The sequence below is a fragment of the Mycobacterium sp. genome (genome assembly GCF_040509115.1).
In the GTDB taxonomy this organism is placed as follows: domain Bacteria; phylum Actinomycetota; class Actinomycetes; order Mycobacteriales; family Mycobacteriaceae; genus Mycobacterium.
On the sequence record NZ_JBEVLO010000002.1, the window covers coordinates 1 to 14,740 of the forward strand.

The following is a 14,740-nucleotide window of genomic DNA, read 5'->3' on the forward strand; positions in this document are numbered from 1 at the left end:
GCAACGGGTGCGGAGTACCGGAGGACACAGGTCATGAGCGGCGGAATGCGCAGGATCGGCGAGTACCTCGGCCTGCTCGAGGACACCGGTCGGTACGACGACGAGTACGGGTCATACGAGGGCGAGTACGACACCCAGGAGACGATGCCGGTCTCAGCGCGACCCGCGAAGCGGGAGAGCCGTTCGGCTCCGGTCTCCGACCTGTCCGAGCGGCGGCGTACGACGCCCGGCCCGGTCGGTGTCGTGGCCGAGCTGTCGCGCATCACCACGCTGCACCCGCGCACCTACAACGAGGCGCGCACGATCGGTGAACACTTCCGCGCGAGCACGCCGGTGATTATGAATCTGTCCGAGATGGACGACGCCGACGCCAAGCGTCTCGTCGACTTCGCGGCAGGCCTCGCGTTCGCGCTGCGCGGTTCGTTCGACAAGGTCGCCACGAAGGTGTTCCTGTTGTCGCCAGCCGACGTCGACGTCACGGCCGATGAGCGCAAGCGCATCGCCGAGGCGGGCTTCTACGCCTACCAGTGACGCCCACCAGTGACGCCTACCAGTGACGGGGCCCGGCGCCTGCGGCTGGTGCGGGTAGGCTGACGGCGAGCCGGTCACCCGGATCGCATGCCGTCTGTATCCAATGTCACAACCGCCTTTCAGTGAGGTCGCGCAGTTGTCGCTGTTCCTTCAAATCCTGGGCTTGGTGCTGTTCGCCTTCTGGCTTCTGCTCATCGCGCGGGTCGTCGTCGAGTTCATCCGGTCGTTCAGCAGGGACTGGCGCCCAAGGGGTGTCACGGTGGTGCTGCTCGAGGTCATCATGACGGTGACCGATCCGCCGGTGAAGCTGCTGCGCAGGCTCATTCCCCAGCTCACCATCGGTGCGGTACGCCTGGACCTGTCGATCATGGTGCTGCTGCTGGCGGCCTTCATCGGCATGGAACTGGCCTGGAACGCGGCGGCTACGGCGTAGCCAGAGCGGGTTTGCCCGGTCCGAAATTCGGTGGTGCGAAGTTTGAAATTCGCTCTTATTTCTGGACCTCACCCGCAACCGCCGGGTCTAATGTGACAGGATGGACGCCAGTTACTTCCAGCATGGCTTTACACTTTGACACCGGTTGACGGTCCAGACTCCAAGGGGGCAGACAATGCCGCTTACACCAGCTGACGTACACAACGTCGCGTTCAGCAAGCCGCCCATCGGAAAGCGCGGTTACAACGAGGACGAAGTAGACGCCTTCCTCGACTTGGTCGAGAACGAGCTCACTCGTCTCATCGAGGAGAACGCGGATCTCCGGCAGCGCGTCGCGGAGCTCGATCAGGATCTGGCGAGCGCTCGCGCAGGGGGCGGAGCGCAGGCGACGCAGTCGATCCCGATGTACAAGCAGCCGGAGCCCGAGCCAGAGCCCGTCGCCGCGCCGCAGCCGGTCTACGAGGCGCCTGCGCAGCCCGTCGCCGCCGCGCCCGTAAGCGAGGACAGCCACATCAAGGCGGCGAAGATCCTCGGTTTGGCCCAGGACACGGCGGACCGGTTGACCGGCACTGCGAAGGCGGAGTCCGACAAGATGCTCGCCGACGCGCGCGCTCAGGCCGATGCCATGGTGAGCGAGGCACGCCATACCGCAGAGACCACGGTCTCCGAGGCCAAGGCACGCGCCGACGCCTTGCTGTCGGATGCTCAGACGCGATCGGACGCGCAGCTCCGGCAGGCGCAGGAGAAGGCCGACGCACTGCAGGCGGACGCCGAGCGCAAGCATTCCGAGATCATGGGCACCATCAACCAGCAGCGCACCGTGCTGGAGGGACGTCTGGAGCAGCTGCGGACGTTCGAGCGCGAGTACCGGACGCGTCTGAAGACGTACCTGGAGTCCCAGCTCGAAGAACTTGGTCAGCGAGGCTCGGCGGCTCCGGTTGATTCCACCGCGAACAACGACGGCGGCGGCTTCAACCAGTTCAACCGGGGAAACAACTGACCGGCTGATTGATGCTGATCGTTGCGCTAGTCCTTGCCGTCATCGGCTTGGCCGCGTTGGTGACGGCCGTCGTCACCAGCAACGAGATGATCGCGTGGGTGTGCATTGGTGCCAGTGTCATCGGTGTCCTGCTTCTCATCGTCGATGCTCTGCGCGAACGGTCCCGCGGCGATGAGGAGTCGGCTGACCGGGACGAGTCCGATGCCGAGCAGGCTGCGGCCAACGATACGACCGTGATCCCCGTCGCCGAGGAGTCCGAAGCGGAGTACTACCCGGACGAACCCTCCGAGACGGAGACCAAGGCGGTGTCCATCGAGAAGTCCGACGGCGGAACAGAGTCCAGGCGCGACTAATTCCGTTGGGCTCCAACGGTTCACGTCCCTGCCAGCGCGATCTGGACCTCGTCGTCCGAGACCTGGTGAAAGTCGACGAAGGCCTGTCCGACCGCCTCGAAGCGCTCGGGTACGACGGCGATCACGACGTCGTCGGCCTCGTCCGCCAGCGCCTCCAACACCGCGCGCGGCCCGACGGGAGCCGCGACGATCACCCGCCGCGGCCCGCTTCGTCGCACCGCCCGGACCGCGGCAAGCATGGTCGAACCGGTGGCGATGCCGTCGTCGACGAGGATCACGGTCTTGGCGGTGAGCTCGCGACGCGGCCGGTCGCCCCGGTACAGCGCCTCGCGGCGAGCCAGTTCGACGGTCTCGGCGTCCATCACCGCCAGTAGTTGCGCGGTGGAGACGTTCAAACTGTGCACGACGTGCTCATTGATCACCACGGCGCCGTCGCAGGCGATCGCGCCCATCGCCAGCTCCGGCCACTGCGGCACGCCGAGCTTGCGCACCACGAACACGTCCAGCGGAGCTCGTAGCATCGCGGCGATCTCGGCACCGACCGGCACTCCGCCGCGCGCCAGCCCGAGCACCACCAGATCCGGTGTCGTACCCGCCGCGGCTCGGTGCGCACCGAGCAGTTCCGCGAGAGCCCTGCCTGCCTCGCGGCGGTCCTGGAAGCTGCGGTCTTTGGGAATGTCGGAAGCCTAGACCCGAGATCGAGTCGGATGCTGGTCGATCGCGAATTTCTTGGGCAACACGGCTTCTGGGGACCGAGGGGGTTGCGCAGCGGGTACCCGCCGTGGCAAAATGCAAACGATTGCACGGTGTGGTCTCCACCCACTCGATACGGATGAGTCCACGCCCTAACCGGATTGGAGTGGTGAATGTCCCAGGACGAATTCGCGGAGCTCAAGGCGCGCGTGCAGGCACTCGAGGATCGCAACGCGATTCTCGACACGCTGAGGCAGTACGGACACGCACTCGACTACGGCGACTTCGATCGTTTGACGGACTGCTTCACGGCCGACACCGTACGCGAGACGAAGCGATTGGATGGCTCCGTCAATCGATGGGAGGGTGTCGACGGCACCATAGACTTCGCGACCCGCCATTCGCACGCGCCCGAGCTCTACCACAAACACCTCGTCCTCAATAGCCTCATCGAATTGCACGGTGACACCGCAGATGTCGTGAGTTACATGTTCCGCTTCGATCCGCGCGAGGACGAGCCGTCGTTCGTCTGGGGAATGGGTCGGTATCTCGACACGATGCGGCGGGATCCCGACGGTCGCTGGCGCATCTTCCGGCGGGTGTCCGAAATCGAGGATCAATGGCCGGGTCGGTTTGCCCTGACGGGATATCAGCCGAACGCCTGAAACACCTCCGATATCACGAAAACCAGTCAGCTACAAGGATTCTGGGGCCGACCGTCCGGTCCATGATTCGGAAGGGCCAAGAGATGCGCCACGAAGCGATCGACCCGACTTTCGAGCGGCTGCTCGACGTCGATGGTCCGGTGCGAAAGTTGGGGACCGGCTACGGATTCGTCGAGGGGCCCATCTGGCACCCCGTCGGAAAGTACCTCCTGTTCTCCGACATCCCCGGCGACGTTCGCCGTCGATGGGACGACTCTGGTATCGGCGAGGTCGCGCGCCCGACCCACAACGGAAACGGCATGACCTATGACCGGAAGCTCAACCTCCTGGTATGCGAGCACGCGACCTCGGCCGTTGCTCGATACGACAAGGACGGGACACGGTCCGAGCTCGCCACGCACTTCGAGGGTCGCGAGCTGAACAGCCCGAACGACATCGTCGTGCATTCCGACGGCTCGGTGTACTTCACCGATCCGCTGTATGGCCGAATGCCGGGTTACGGGGTTGAGCGTGAGTCCGAGTTGGGGTTTCAGGGCGTCTATCGTCTGCCACCCGGCGGGGGAGCTCTTCAACTGGTCGTGGAGCGGACGATGTTCGCGGCGCCCAACGGGCTGTGCTTCTCTCCTGACGAGACCCTCCTCTACGTGAACGACACCGACCAGGCCAACATCCGCGTCTTCGACGTGCGATCGGACGGGATGCTCGGGGAGGCGCGAATCTTCGCCTCCGACATCTGTCAGGACAACGAATTGGGGGTCCGAGACGATGACCTTGGCGTCCCGGACGGCATGAAGTGCGACGTGGACGGGAACGTCTGGGTGACGGCCCCCGGGGGAGTGTGGGTGTTCGCCGAGGACGGTCGGCACATCGGAAGGGTACGTGTGCCGGAGAAGGTCGCCAACATGCATTGGGGCGGGCCAGATTGGCGGACGCTCTTTCTGACCGCCACCACTTCCCTCTACGCCATCGAGACCAAGACGGGGCCGCGCGTAGAACCCTTCATGCTCGCCGCATCACGGGTTGGCCACTAGGAAGGGCGCACCATGGTGACACGGCAGGTTCCACGTCCAAGCGAGCTGCGCGAACTGATGAGGTTCAAGAAGCCGGCACTCGACGGCAAGAGGCGCCGACTGGATGCCGCACTGACGATCGACGACCTCCGCACGATCGCGAAGCGTCGCACCCCGACGGCAGCGTTCGACTACACGGATGGTTCTGCGGAGGATGAGATCTCGCTCGACCGCGCGCGTCAGGCGTTCCTCGACGTCGAGTTCAGTCCGTCGATCCTGCGCGGCCTTCCCGACACGGTCGACACGTCGACGGACGTCTTCGGCGGTCCGTCGGCCCTGCCGTTCGCCATCGCGCCGACTGGGTTCACCCGACTCATGCAGACCGAGGGTGAGACAGCGGGCGCAGCCGCCGCTGCCGCAGCAGGCATTCCGTTCACGCTCTCGACTCTCGGCACGACGTCGATCGAGGCGGTGAAGGAGTCCAACCCGAACGGCCGCAACTGGTTTCAGCTGTACGTCATGCGTGACAGGGAGATCTCCTACGGTCTGGTCAATCGCGCCGCAAAGGCAGGCTTCGACACGCTGTTCTTCACGGTCGACACCCCTGTCGCAGGCGCGCGTCTCCGCGACAAGCGCAACGGGTTGTCGATCCCGCCACAGCTGACCCCACGGACGATCGTCGACGCGCTTCCGCGGCCCTGGTGGTGGTGGGACTTCCTGACCACGCCCAAGCTCGAGTTCGCTTCGTTGAGCTCGACGGGTGGCACTGTGGGCGAGTTGCTGGACGCCGCAATGGATCCGACGATCTCGTTTGACGACCTGGCGGCCATCCGCGACCTATTCCCGGGCAAGATCGTGATCAAGGGTGTGCAGAACGTCGCCGACTCCAAGAAGCTCGTCGACCTCGGCGTCGATGGCATCGTGCTCTCGAATCACGGTGGTCGCCAGCTCGACCGAGCGCCCATCCCGTTTCACCTGCTGCCAGACGTGGTGCGCGAGGTCGGCAAGGACACCGAGATCGCGATCGACACCGGCATCATGTCTGGCGCGGACATCGTCGCCTCCATCGCGCTCGGTGCGAAGTTCACGTTGGTGGGCCGCGCCTACCTCTACGGGCTCATGGCGGGCGGACGCGAGGGGGTCGACCGTATGATCTGCATTCTGCGCGACCAGATCGAGCGCACGATGAAGCTCCTCGGCGTCGCCGCCCTGGAGGAGCTCGCGCCAGAGCACGTCATCCAGCTGCAGCGGTTGATTCCTCGGGTCAAGGCATAGAACGCGGTCACCGAGGCTTCGGCGGTGTCCGGCGGCGCAGGTACACCGCCACCGCGGCCATGTCCCGCTCGCCGAGGCCGTCGTCGATCGCACGCACCGTGGTGTCGAGATTGACTGCGGTCTGCGGCATCGGCGCACCGACCTCGTCGGCAAGCGCGGTGATGAGCTTGAGGTCCTTGGCCGCCAGGGTCAGGGCGAACTGGGTGCTCGAGGTGTCGGGGTTGACGTAGTTGTCCCGGCGATAGTTGACCATTGGCGCCGCAATCGCACTGTTGCAGAACACCTCGTACGCCGCAGCGCGGTCGATGCCGGAGCGCTCGGCGAGCACCAGCGACTCCGAAACCGCCTGTCCCAGAGCGTAGATCACGTTGTTCACGGCGAGCTTCATGACCGCACCGGCACCCGAATCCCCAAGGTGATAGATCGTGGCGCTCATCGATTCCAGCAGCGGCCGCAGATCCTCGACGACGTCGGTGGGTCCCCCGACCAGGAGCGTGAGCGTGGCTGTTCTCGCGGCTCCCGTTGCTCCCGACACGGGGGAGTCGATGGCGGTTCCCCCGACGTCCCTGACGGCTTGGGCCAGCCACGCGGTACCGGCAGGACCGGTGGTACCCATGTCGAGTGCCACCTTGTTCGGCGACCAGCCGGCCAGCAACCCCACGGGACCGTCGTAGACGGCGCGCAAGGCCCGCTCGTCGGCGAGCATCGTGACCACGACGTCGGCGTCGGCGGCAGCCGCGCGTGGGCTGTCGGCAATCGTCACCCCGTGGGTCATAGCGGCGAAATCCTCAGCGGTACTGCGGGTGCGGTTGTGGACGATGACGGGAAAACCGGCCTCGGCGATGTTGGTCGCCATCGGCAGGCCCATCCGGCCGAGACCGATGAATGCGACCCTCTTCGGATCGCTCATGATGCCAGCGTCTTCCGCGTTTCGGTCGCCCACGGGTCGATCAGGGTCTTGATGCGGGTGCTGCGCCGCTCGGCCAGCGGCCGCAAGCCCTCTTCGACCAATTCGTCAAGCGATAGCGCCACCGGTGCGACGTCGGTCCATCCGTCCCTGCGGGACGCCAACAATCGCAACGCCTCGGGCAGGTCGAGGCCGCAGACGTGGGCGTTGGTTCCGATCAACTCCACCTCGCGGAGCGAGACGCTTCGGACGTCGATTTCCAGTGGCCCGTGCTGCAAGCCGACCATGACCAGCCGGGCACCAGGCGGAGCTATCCTCAGCGCCTGGTTGAATCCCGCTGCGCTGCCGGAGACTTCGTAGACGACGGACGGGATGATGCCGCTGGTGGCCAGTACGTCCTCGACGCTGCCGTCGCCGCCAACCTGGACGATGTGAGTGGCACCGAGGGCGCCGGCGACCTGTAGCCGCCCGGCGTCCAGGTCGGAGACCACGACGCTGCCGCACCGGTCAGCGGCCGCGTAGGTCAGGAACGCGCCGATACCCCCTGCACCGAGGATGACCGCTGATTCGTCGGGTGCCAGTCGACCACGTCGCATGGCATGCACCGCGATCGCCATGGGCTGAGCCAACGCGGCGGTATCGGCCGTGATGCCGAGGCGGGACGCGTCGAGGCACGTCGATGCGGGCACCGCGACGAACTCGGCCAGCGCGCCGTTCCGGTTCAGGCCCAGCGTCGTGTACCGCAGGCACAGGTTCGTCATCGCGCGTTTGCACCAAAAGCACGTGCCGCACGAGATGCCCGCGCCGGATACCACTAGCGCGCCGGGCTCGAAGCCTTCGACGTCGGCGCCCACGTCCTCTACGACCCCGGTCAACTCGTGGCCCGGAATCATCGGGCCGACGTGCCCCGAGACGGGGTGGACGTGATCGATCGGGAACATGTGTGGGCCCGAGTCGAATTCGTGGGCGTCGGTTCCGCAGATGCCCACCGCCGACACTCTCAAGAGCAGCTCCCCAGGCCCCGCCTCGACGTCAGGAACGTCTTCGACACGGACGTCGCCGCGACCGTAGAACACTGCTGCACGCACGATTGTCATCTCCCGCCACTCGACTGCGACCTACTGGGGTCCTAGAAGGTCCGGCTGCCCTCGCTGCGGGCCCGCGGACGGCGGCGCGGGGCCGTGCCGAGAGCGGCGAGCCGAACCGCTGAATGCAAACGATTGCCCTCACAAGCTATTGCTCTCGCGAGGGAGTGTCAACCAGCCGCCGACGACGCCCGCCGATGCCGGTGGCGCCGACGGCCCGAAAACGGGCTGGAGCAGCCGATATCGAGATGGACAGGCTTGGGTTGGCCGTAACGGAAGCCTGGGTGGCCGTGTCGCCGAGACGTCGGCCACCTTCCCTCGGGGGTTGTGAGGCTTGACACTCTCGGCGGTGTCCGCAAAACTACCTCGGACGTGGATGCAAAGGATTGCATCGAGACGCATTCGGGTGACGGTGGATGCCACGGCGGGGCCGGGACGATACGTCGTTCCTGGCAACGCAGTCGGGCTACCTGAGTTGGCGAAAGGACCACACTGATGAATCTCAGACCGGGCCAAAGCGAAGAGGCCATCCGTCGAAGCCCGCACCCGTCGCCACCGAACCCGATGCGGGCAGCGGTTGCCGGTGGGCTCGGTTCGCTCGTCGAGTACTTCGACTTCGCCATCTATGGCTTCGTGGCGGTCTACATCGCCGGCCACTTCTTCCCCAGCGACGAGCCCGCGATCGGAGTGCTCGCGACGATGGGTGCGTTCACCGTCGGCTACGTCGTCCGCCCCCTCGGGGGGTGGTTCTTCGGGCGGATGGGAGATCGGCGCGGACGGAGCAGGGCGCTAGTGGTCACCGTCGTCTCCATGGGGGTCTGCACGACGGCCATCGGACTCTTGCCCGGTTACGCCACCATCGGCATCCTGGCCCCGATCGGACTGCTCGTCTTGAGGGCGCTGCAAGGGTTCTGTGCCGGTGGTGAGGTCGCAGGTGCGGCGTCGTACACGGCGGAGTCCGCACCGCCAAACCGTCGGGGCTTCTTCACGTCCCTCACTCCGATGGGAACCACGGGTGGATATGCCGGTGCCGCGATCGTAGTCGGGCTCACCACCATGGCCCTGACCGATGAGCAGATGCAGTCGTGGGGATGGCGCATCCCATTTCTGGTGGTGGCGCCAATCACGCTGCTGTGTACCTTCTTTCGCTTGCGGCTCGAGGATTCGCCGGAGTTCCTCGAGATGGCGGCCAAGAAGGTGGCGAAAAGCCCGCTGAAACAGGTGCTCTCCGAGAATCCGCTGCAAGTCCTCCAGGCGGCCTTGCTGACCTTCGCGACGTTTGGAACGTCGACACTCGTACTTGCCTACTTTCCGACGTTCTTCATCAAGGTCCGTGGGTTCGATGCGCAGCCGTACTACTGGATGATGGCCGTCGTAGTCTCGCTGGCGTTGTTGGCATTTCCTCTCATCGGCTCGCTCTCCGATCGCTTCGGACGCAAGCGTGTGATGCTGGCCGGATACTGCGGCTTGGCGGTGCTGGCATATCCCCTGTTCTGGTCGTTGGAGAATTCGCAGAGCCTTCTCGTTCTCGGCGTCATCCTGCTCGTGTACTACACCGTCAACGGTGTGACCATCGCTACGACGTATCTGATAACGGTCGAATTGATGCCCCGCGCCGTCCGTTACACCGGTTCCGCCCTTGGCATCAACGCCGGCTTGATCGTCATCAGCTTCGGGCCCACGATGGCGGCCGAGGTCGTGAACCACTTCGGCAGCCTCATTCCGGTCGCCGCGTGGGCGGCGATTTGTGGACTGGTCGGGGCCGCCACCCTGGTGCTCGGCGTTCGCGAGACGGCAGGAGCCGCGCTTCTGAAGTGACTCCCGGGCGCGTCGGTCAGTAGGGATTGGCCACGACGAGATCCTCGGCGGGGTACTTGGTGATCACCACCGGGCCGTCGTCTGTGATGACCACTTCTTCTTCGATGCGCGCCGCCGAATGCCCATCGGTTGCGGGGCAGTACGTCTCGACGGCGAATACCATGCCAGTCTTGATCTCGACCGGGTCCCGATAGCTGTTGAGGCGCGAAATGATGGGCCGTTCATGCAGACCCAGTCCGAGGCCGTGACAGAACTGCAGCCCGAAGGCGGCGAGTTCGTCGTCGAAGCCCAGTGACTCGGCCGTGGGGAAGAGCGACGCGATCTCGTCGGAACCCACCCCCGGCCGGATCGCGGCGATCGCGTTGTCCATCCACTCGCGTGCCCGTGCGTAGGCGACGCGCTGCGCGTCGGTGGCCTTGCCGACGGCGAAGGTTCGGTAGTAGCAGGTGCGGTATCCGTTGAAGGAATGGATGATGTCGAAGAAGGCCTGATCACCGGGTCGGATGATGCGGTCGGTGAAGTTGTGCGGGTGGGGATTGCAGCGCTCGCCGGAGATCGCGTTGACCGCTTCGACCTGATCGGATCCGTACTCGTAGAGCTTCTTGGCCGCCAGCGCGACGATCTCGTTCTCCCGGACTCCTGGCTTCAGCGCCTCCACGATGTCCTGATACACACCGTCGACCATCGCGGCGGCCTGGTTGAGCAGGATGATCTCGTCGATGCTCTTGATCTCGCGAGCGTCCAGCATGTGCTGCTGCGCGTCGACGACCTCGAGGCCCTGGCGGTGCATCTCGAACAGGAACGGAGGCTCGACGATGTCAACGCCGACGGGCGAATTCTCCAAGCCGAGGTCGGTGAGCATGCTCTTGATCTGGGTCACCGCGTCGACCAGGAGTCCCGCGCGGGGAGACACGGCGCCGCGGAACCCCAAGAAGCCTGGGTGGTTGTGGTCCCGCGCCAGCCAGGGTGAGTTCAGTTGATGGTGTTTGACCGCCGACCCGAAGTCCCATAGGTGGGGTTCGCCACCGCGGGTGAGCAGCGCGTAGCGAATCATCTTGTCGCCGAGCGCACCGCCGACCCAGGACTGCGTCGTGTAGCGGATGTTGTAGAAGTCGAAGAGCAGAAACGCGCCGCACTCGCTGGAATCGAGTGCGGCGTGGGCGCGCTTGAGCCGGTAGTCGCGCAACCGCGCGAAGTCGACGCGCATTTCGTAGTCGACGCCCATTTGACCGGGAGCAGGGAGCTGTCGGGCCGTCGTGGGAACCTCAATCACCAGGTATCGCCTCTCTGCGGTGTCGAATCGGGCATCGTGACGGTAGCAATTGAAAGCAAACGATTGCAACGCCGCCTGTCGGCGGAGGGTTCCACACACGCCGGTGGAATGGGCTGTCAAACTCTGCAAATTCAATGCAAACTATTGCAACGCTGCGGGGTTATAGTGAGGCCGACCGCTTTGGCGCGGTCGCATGCGGAGGACCGGCAGGGGGTAGACGGATGGCCGACGCCACGCTCAAGGACGTCGCCAAACGTGCCGGTGTTCACTTCGGTACGGCATCGCGGGCCTTGGACCCCAAGCGCTTCCACAAGGTGAGGCCGGAAACCCGTGAGCGCGTCGAGACCGCCGCCCGCGAGCTCGGTTACAAGGCGAACGTGTTGGCGCGCGGATTGCGCAAGGGCACCACGGGGCTAATCGGTGCGGTGGTCGCCGACATGGGGAACCCATTCCTGCCGCCGATCTTGAGGGGAATGGGGGAGGTCCTCGGAGCGCGTGACTTCATGACGGCCGTCTCGGAGACCCACGAGGACCCAGACGCGCTACGCCGAATCTGCGAGCACCTCGTCGCTCGCCGTGTCGACGGCATCATGATCAGCGCCGCGCACACCGGCGACGGTGACTTCATCAGCGAACTCGAGGAGTCGGTTCCCGTCGTCCTGGCAGTACGACGCGTCAGCGGGGGTGGGCACCACACCATCACCCACGACGACGTTCTGGGTGCCCGCATGGTGACCGAGCACGTGGTGTCGTTGGGGCACAGCCGCATTGCACAGCTGCGCGGACCTGCGAACGTGTCGTCCTTCACCGGCCGCGCCCGTGGCTTCCAGGAGGTCATCGCCGAGCACGGGTGCACCGAGATCGTCGTAGAGGACCGAGCGGCCGAACCCACCACCGCGGAAGGCAAGCGATTGGCGACGGAATTACTCGCCGACGCGGCAAACCGGCCGACGGCAATCTTCGCGCACAACGATCTGATGGCGATCGGCGCGCTTGAGGCGATGAACGCCGCTGGGTTGAAGTGCCCCGACGACGTGTCGATCGTGGGTTACAACGATGCCCCGCTGACCGAGCACCTCACGCCTCCCCTGACCACCGTAAGACTTCCGAGCATCGCACTCGGCCGTCGGGCGGGGACGATGCTCTTGAACCAACTCGACGGCCAGCCGGAGCCGCCGGGCACGGTGCAGCTGGAGCCCGAGCTGGTCATTCGGAAATCCGTTGGTGCGCCCGCCAAGACGGCCCGCCCGCTGGGTGTGTGAGCGGCTCCGCAACGGCCCACCCCGAGTAGGGGAGCACGAGCACGCCGGCCTGCCGGGGGATCTCGGGACGCGCGTCACCGCGTTGTGAGGCTTGACACTCGGGCGCAACGTGCGCAACACTGCATCCGGCGGTAATGCAAAGGTTTGCATCAATCGAGCGATTGAGGGTTGCCGAGCCGCCCAACATCGGTGAGCGGCGCGTGCGCGTGGCCAGCATCGACCGAATCATGCAGCGCGACAGGGCTTCGCGCTGTCACCACGACCTGCAACCCCGTTCTCAGGAAAGGTCCATGGCGATGAAAGCGGAGTACGAACTCGGCCAGCGGCCGGCACTGTCGGTCGGGGACCTTCCCACCCCGGAAGAGGTCTTCGACATCCCCCGGTTGGGACGAAGACAGATCCTCACCTGCGCCATCGGCCCGAGTTTGATCGCACTCGGCGTGTCGATCGGCGGCGGGGAATGGATCCTGGGCCCGCTGGTCATCGGTGACGGCTCCTTCAAGGGAGTCTTCTTCGCGGTGTTCCTCTCGGCGCTCCTGCAGACCATCTACAACATCGAAATCGCTCGCTACGTCCTAGCGACCGGCGAGGTCCCGATTCTGGGATTCGGTCGGGTGCCACCGGGCTACCGGTTCTGGATCCCCGTCGGACTCGGCGTGCTCTACCTCAGCTACATCTTCGGAGGTACCTTCGCCGTCGCTGGACAAGCGTTGTATCCCTTGATCTTTGGACACGTCGCCCAGCCCGGCGACGTCGAAGTCACCAGGCTGCTGGCGCTGGCCGTCGTGGCCGCCGCGATCGTGCTGGTCTTCGTCGCCAAGAAGGTCTCCGCGGCCCTGGAGAGATTCAACGCGGTGATCATCGTGACCACCCTGCTCGGCCTCGTCGTCATCGACCTGGCCTTGGTGCCCGCCGACATGTGGCGGGAAGCCATCGGGGCATTCGTCACGCCTGCGCTGCCACCGCCCGGCACCACGGCCACCGCCGTGGGTGCCCTGGTGGGCTACACGGCGTTGGTGTCAGGACTGAACTGGTACGTCATGGGCCACTACCGCGACAAGGGTTACGGCATGGGGCACCGGACCGGATTCATCGCGGGGGGCCGCGGGCAGCAGCAGACGGTCCGCGCAACGGGTATCACCTTTCCCGACACCGACTTCAATCGGGAGCAGTGGAAGCGGTGGATGCGATTGCTGCGCATCGACATGTGGGTGGTGTTCTTTCCGGCAGCGCTGTTGGGCATGCTCCTGCCTGCTGTGCTGGTGGCACGTCTCGCGCGCAACTCGGACGATCAACCCACGGCTGCGAACATGCCGACCTACGTCGCGGACGCCCTTGGTGCGCAATACGGTCGCGCGTTGTTCTGGGTGACGGTCGTCCTCGGCGCGCTGCTGCTCGTCAAGACGGCGATCAACGTGTTCGAGGGTCTGGTGCGGGTGATGGTCGATGCCGTCAACGGCAGCGAGTCGACTCTCGGCCAGTACGTGCGTCGCGACCCCCGTCGCTTCTACTTCATCTTCATGATCGGGTTCGCCGCCGTGATGGCGGTAATGCTGCATCTTGCAGTTCCGGCAACCCTGTTGCAGATCTCCGGCAACATGGCCGCGGTCGGGATGCTGATCTTTCCGTTCCTGGTCATCTACCTGAATAGACGACTCCCCGAGGCCGCACGGCCGTCGATCTCGGCCAACGTGGCCGTGCTGGTGTGCGTGCCGTTCTTCGGCTTCTTCTTCCTGAACTTCCTGGTGGAGAAGGTGACCGGGGTGCCGATGCTGACGTTCTGATGGTGGCTCGGGCCTACGAGCGGGCCGACATTTGCCTCATCGCGAATTCGGCGGTGAGGCGGTGCCACCGGGAGTGGTCGCGCAGCATGAAGTGCCCTGCGCCGGGAAAGTTCACCCACTGGGCGTCGACACCGCGGGCCTGCGCCCGCAGCGTCTGTGCCCTGGCGGAGACGGGGTCGGTCCACGTGTCAGCGGAGCCGTGCATGGTCAGGAGGCGGCACGTGGAGGGAATCAGATCGGCGTCGTCGCTCGGCCACCACGGAGCCAGGGCGGCGACGGCGGTGACGCGCGAATGGGCGGACAAGTGCGCGGCGACGCGTCCGCCCATCGAGTGCCCGACCACCACGACGGGTCCGGAACCCACCGTTTCGAGCATCTCGTCCAAAGCAATCCGCGCGTCGCTCAGCGCGTCGAGCCGGCCGGGGTTCCAGCCCCGCACCCGGTATTGCACGCGCCGTACCTTCACCCGTCCGTCGCGTGCGCCGATCGCCCGTTGCAGCGACCTCGTCAGCAGCGCGGTCCGCAGATTCGCCAATTGCCAGACGTGCGAGGCAGCGTCGCTGTTGGGCTTTCCGCCGGGCAGCACCAACACGCCTGCCTGGTAAGTGGTCGTCACACGAAGTATTCGGAGCGACGCCCACCCCGGCTTGC

14 protein-coding genes and 1 pseudogene are annotated in these 14,740 nt (G+C 65.5%); 10 read left to right on the forward strand and 5 right to left on the reverse strand.

From position 1 onward, the window contains the following. The 4 genes and pseudogenes from ABW137_RS00070 to ABW137_RS00085 form a co-directional block, all read left to right on the forward strand. Nucleotides 1–531 (forward strand): annotated as a pseudogene (locus ABW137_RS00070) (cell division protein SepF); the annotation flags it as partial. A 136-nt stretch (nt 532–667) separates the two neighbouring features. After that, nucleotides 668–964, forward strand: coding sequence for a YggT family protein (locus ABW137_RS00075; protein WP_526395756.1), 297 nt, complete (start codon nt 668–670; stop codon nt 962–964). 175 nt (nt 965–1,139) lie between these two features. Continuing rightward, on the forward strand, nt 1,140–1,964 hold the full coding sequence (wag31, locus tag ABW137_RS00080) for a DivIVA-like cell division protein Wag31 (RefSeq protein WP_526395715.1): 825 nt from the start codon (nt 1,140–1,142) through the stop codon (nt 1,962–1,964). Nucleotides 1,965–1,975: 11 nt separating this feature from the next. After that, nucleotides 1,976–2,317, forward strand: a complete 342-nt coding sequence (locus tag ABW137_RS00085; protein WP_526395716.1) for a DUF308 domain-containing protein — start codon at nt 1,976–1,978, stop codon at nt 2,315–2,317. Between the two features lie 20 nt (nt 2,318–2,337). Here the strand turns inward: ABW137_RS00085 and ABW137_RS00090 are convergent, their stop codons facing one another. After that, nucleotides 2,338–2,994, reverse strand: a complete 657-nt coding sequence (locus ABW137_RS00090) for a phosphoribosyltransferase (RefSeq protein WP_526395757.1) — start codon at nt 2,992–2,994, stop codon at nt 2,338–2,340. A gap of 189 nt (nt 2,995–3,183) precedes the next feature. On the opposite strand from ABW137_RS00090, the gene ABW137_RS00095 reads away from it, so the two are divergent. The 3 genes from ABW137_RS00095 (at nt 3,184) to ABW137_RS00105 (ending at nt 5,960) form a co-directional block, all read left to right on the forward strand. After that, nucleotides 3,184–3,675, forward strand: coding sequence for a nuclear transport factor 2 family protein (locus ABW137_RS00095; protein ID WP_526395717.1), 492 nt, complete (start codon nt 3,184–3,186; stop codon nt 3,673–3,675). 62 nt (nt 3,676–3,737) lie between these two features. Continuing rightward, nucleotides 3,738–4,706 (forward strand): SMP-30/gluconolactonase/LRE family protein, encoded by a 969-nt coding sequence (locus ABW137_RS00100; protein WP_526395718.1) that lies wholly within the window; start codon nt 3,738–3,740, stop codon nt 4,704–4,706. A gap of 12 nt (nt 4,707–4,718) precedes the next feature. Beyond that, nucleotides 4,719–5,960 carry an alpha-hydroxy acid oxidase gene (locus ABW137_RS00105; RefSeq protein ID WP_526395719.1) on the forward strand — a complete coding sequence of 414 codons (1,242 nt, stop codon included), beginning with the start codon at nt 4,719–4,721 and terminating at the stop codon, nt 5,958–5,960. A gap of 7 nt (nt 5,961–5,967) precedes the next feature. Here ABW137_RS00105 and ABW137_RS00110 read toward each other — a convergent pair whose 3' ends face one another. Next, nucleotides 5,968–6,870, reverse strand: coding sequence for an NAD(P)-dependent oxidoreductase (locus ABW137_RS00110; protein ID WP_526395720.1), 903 nt, complete (start codon nt 6,868–6,870; stop codon nt 5,968–5,970). Continuing rightward, a complete protein-coding gene (locus ABW137_RS00115) occupies nt 6,867–7,964 on the reverse strand; it encodes a zinc-dependent alcohol dehydrogenase (protein WP_526395721.1) in 1,098 nt (365 codons plus the stop codon). Before ABW137_RS00115 ends, ABW137_RS00110 begins: the two co-directional genes overlap by 4 nt. 483 nt (nt 7,965–8,447) lie before the next feature. On the opposite strand from ABW137_RS00115, the gene ABW137_RS00120 reads away from it, so the two are divergent. Continuing rightward, complete coding sequence (locus tag ABW137_RS00120; protein ID WP_526395722.1) at nt 8,448–9,770, forward strand: MFS transporter; 1,323 nt, start codon at nt 8,448–8,450, stop codon at nt 9,768–9,770. A 16-nt stretch (nt 9,771–9,786) separates the two neighbouring features. On the opposite strand, the gene ABW137_RS00125 is transcribed toward ABW137_RS00120, so the two are convergent. Continuing rightward, entirely contained in the window at nt 9,787–11,043 is a 1,257-nt protein-coding gene (locus ABW137_RS00125; RefSeq protein ID WP_526395723.1) for a M24 family metallopeptidase, read from the reverse strand. Between the two features lie 221 nt (nt 11,044–11,264). On the opposite strand from ABW137_RS00125, the gene ABW137_RS00130 reads away from it, so the two are divergent. Both ABW137_RS00130 and ABW137_RS00135 read left to right on the forward strand, forming a co-directional pair. After that, nucleotides 11,265–12,305 (forward strand): LacI family DNA-binding transcriptional regulator, encoded by a 1,041-nt coding sequence (locus ABW137_RS00130; protein WP_526395724.1) that lies wholly within the window; start codon nt 11,265–11,267, stop codon nt 12,303–12,305. Nucleotides 12,306–12,595: 290 nt separating this feature from the next. Beyond that, nucleotides 12,596–14,089 carry an Nramp family divalent metal transporter gene (locus tag ABW137_RS00135; protein ID WP_526395725.1) on the forward strand — a complete coding sequence of 498 codons (1,494 nt, stop codon included), beginning with the start codon at nt 12,596–12,598 and terminating at the stop codon, nt 14,087–14,089. Between the two features lie 13 nt (nt 14,090–14,102). Here ABW137_RS00135 and ABW137_RS00140 read toward each other — a convergent pair whose 3' ends face one another. Beyond that, entirely contained in the window at nt 14,103–14,705 is a 603-nt protein-coding gene (locus ABW137_RS00140; RefSeq protein WP_526395726.1) for a dienelactone hydrolase family protein, read from the reverse strand. Between the last annotated feature and the right edge of the window lie 35 nt (nt 14,706–14,740).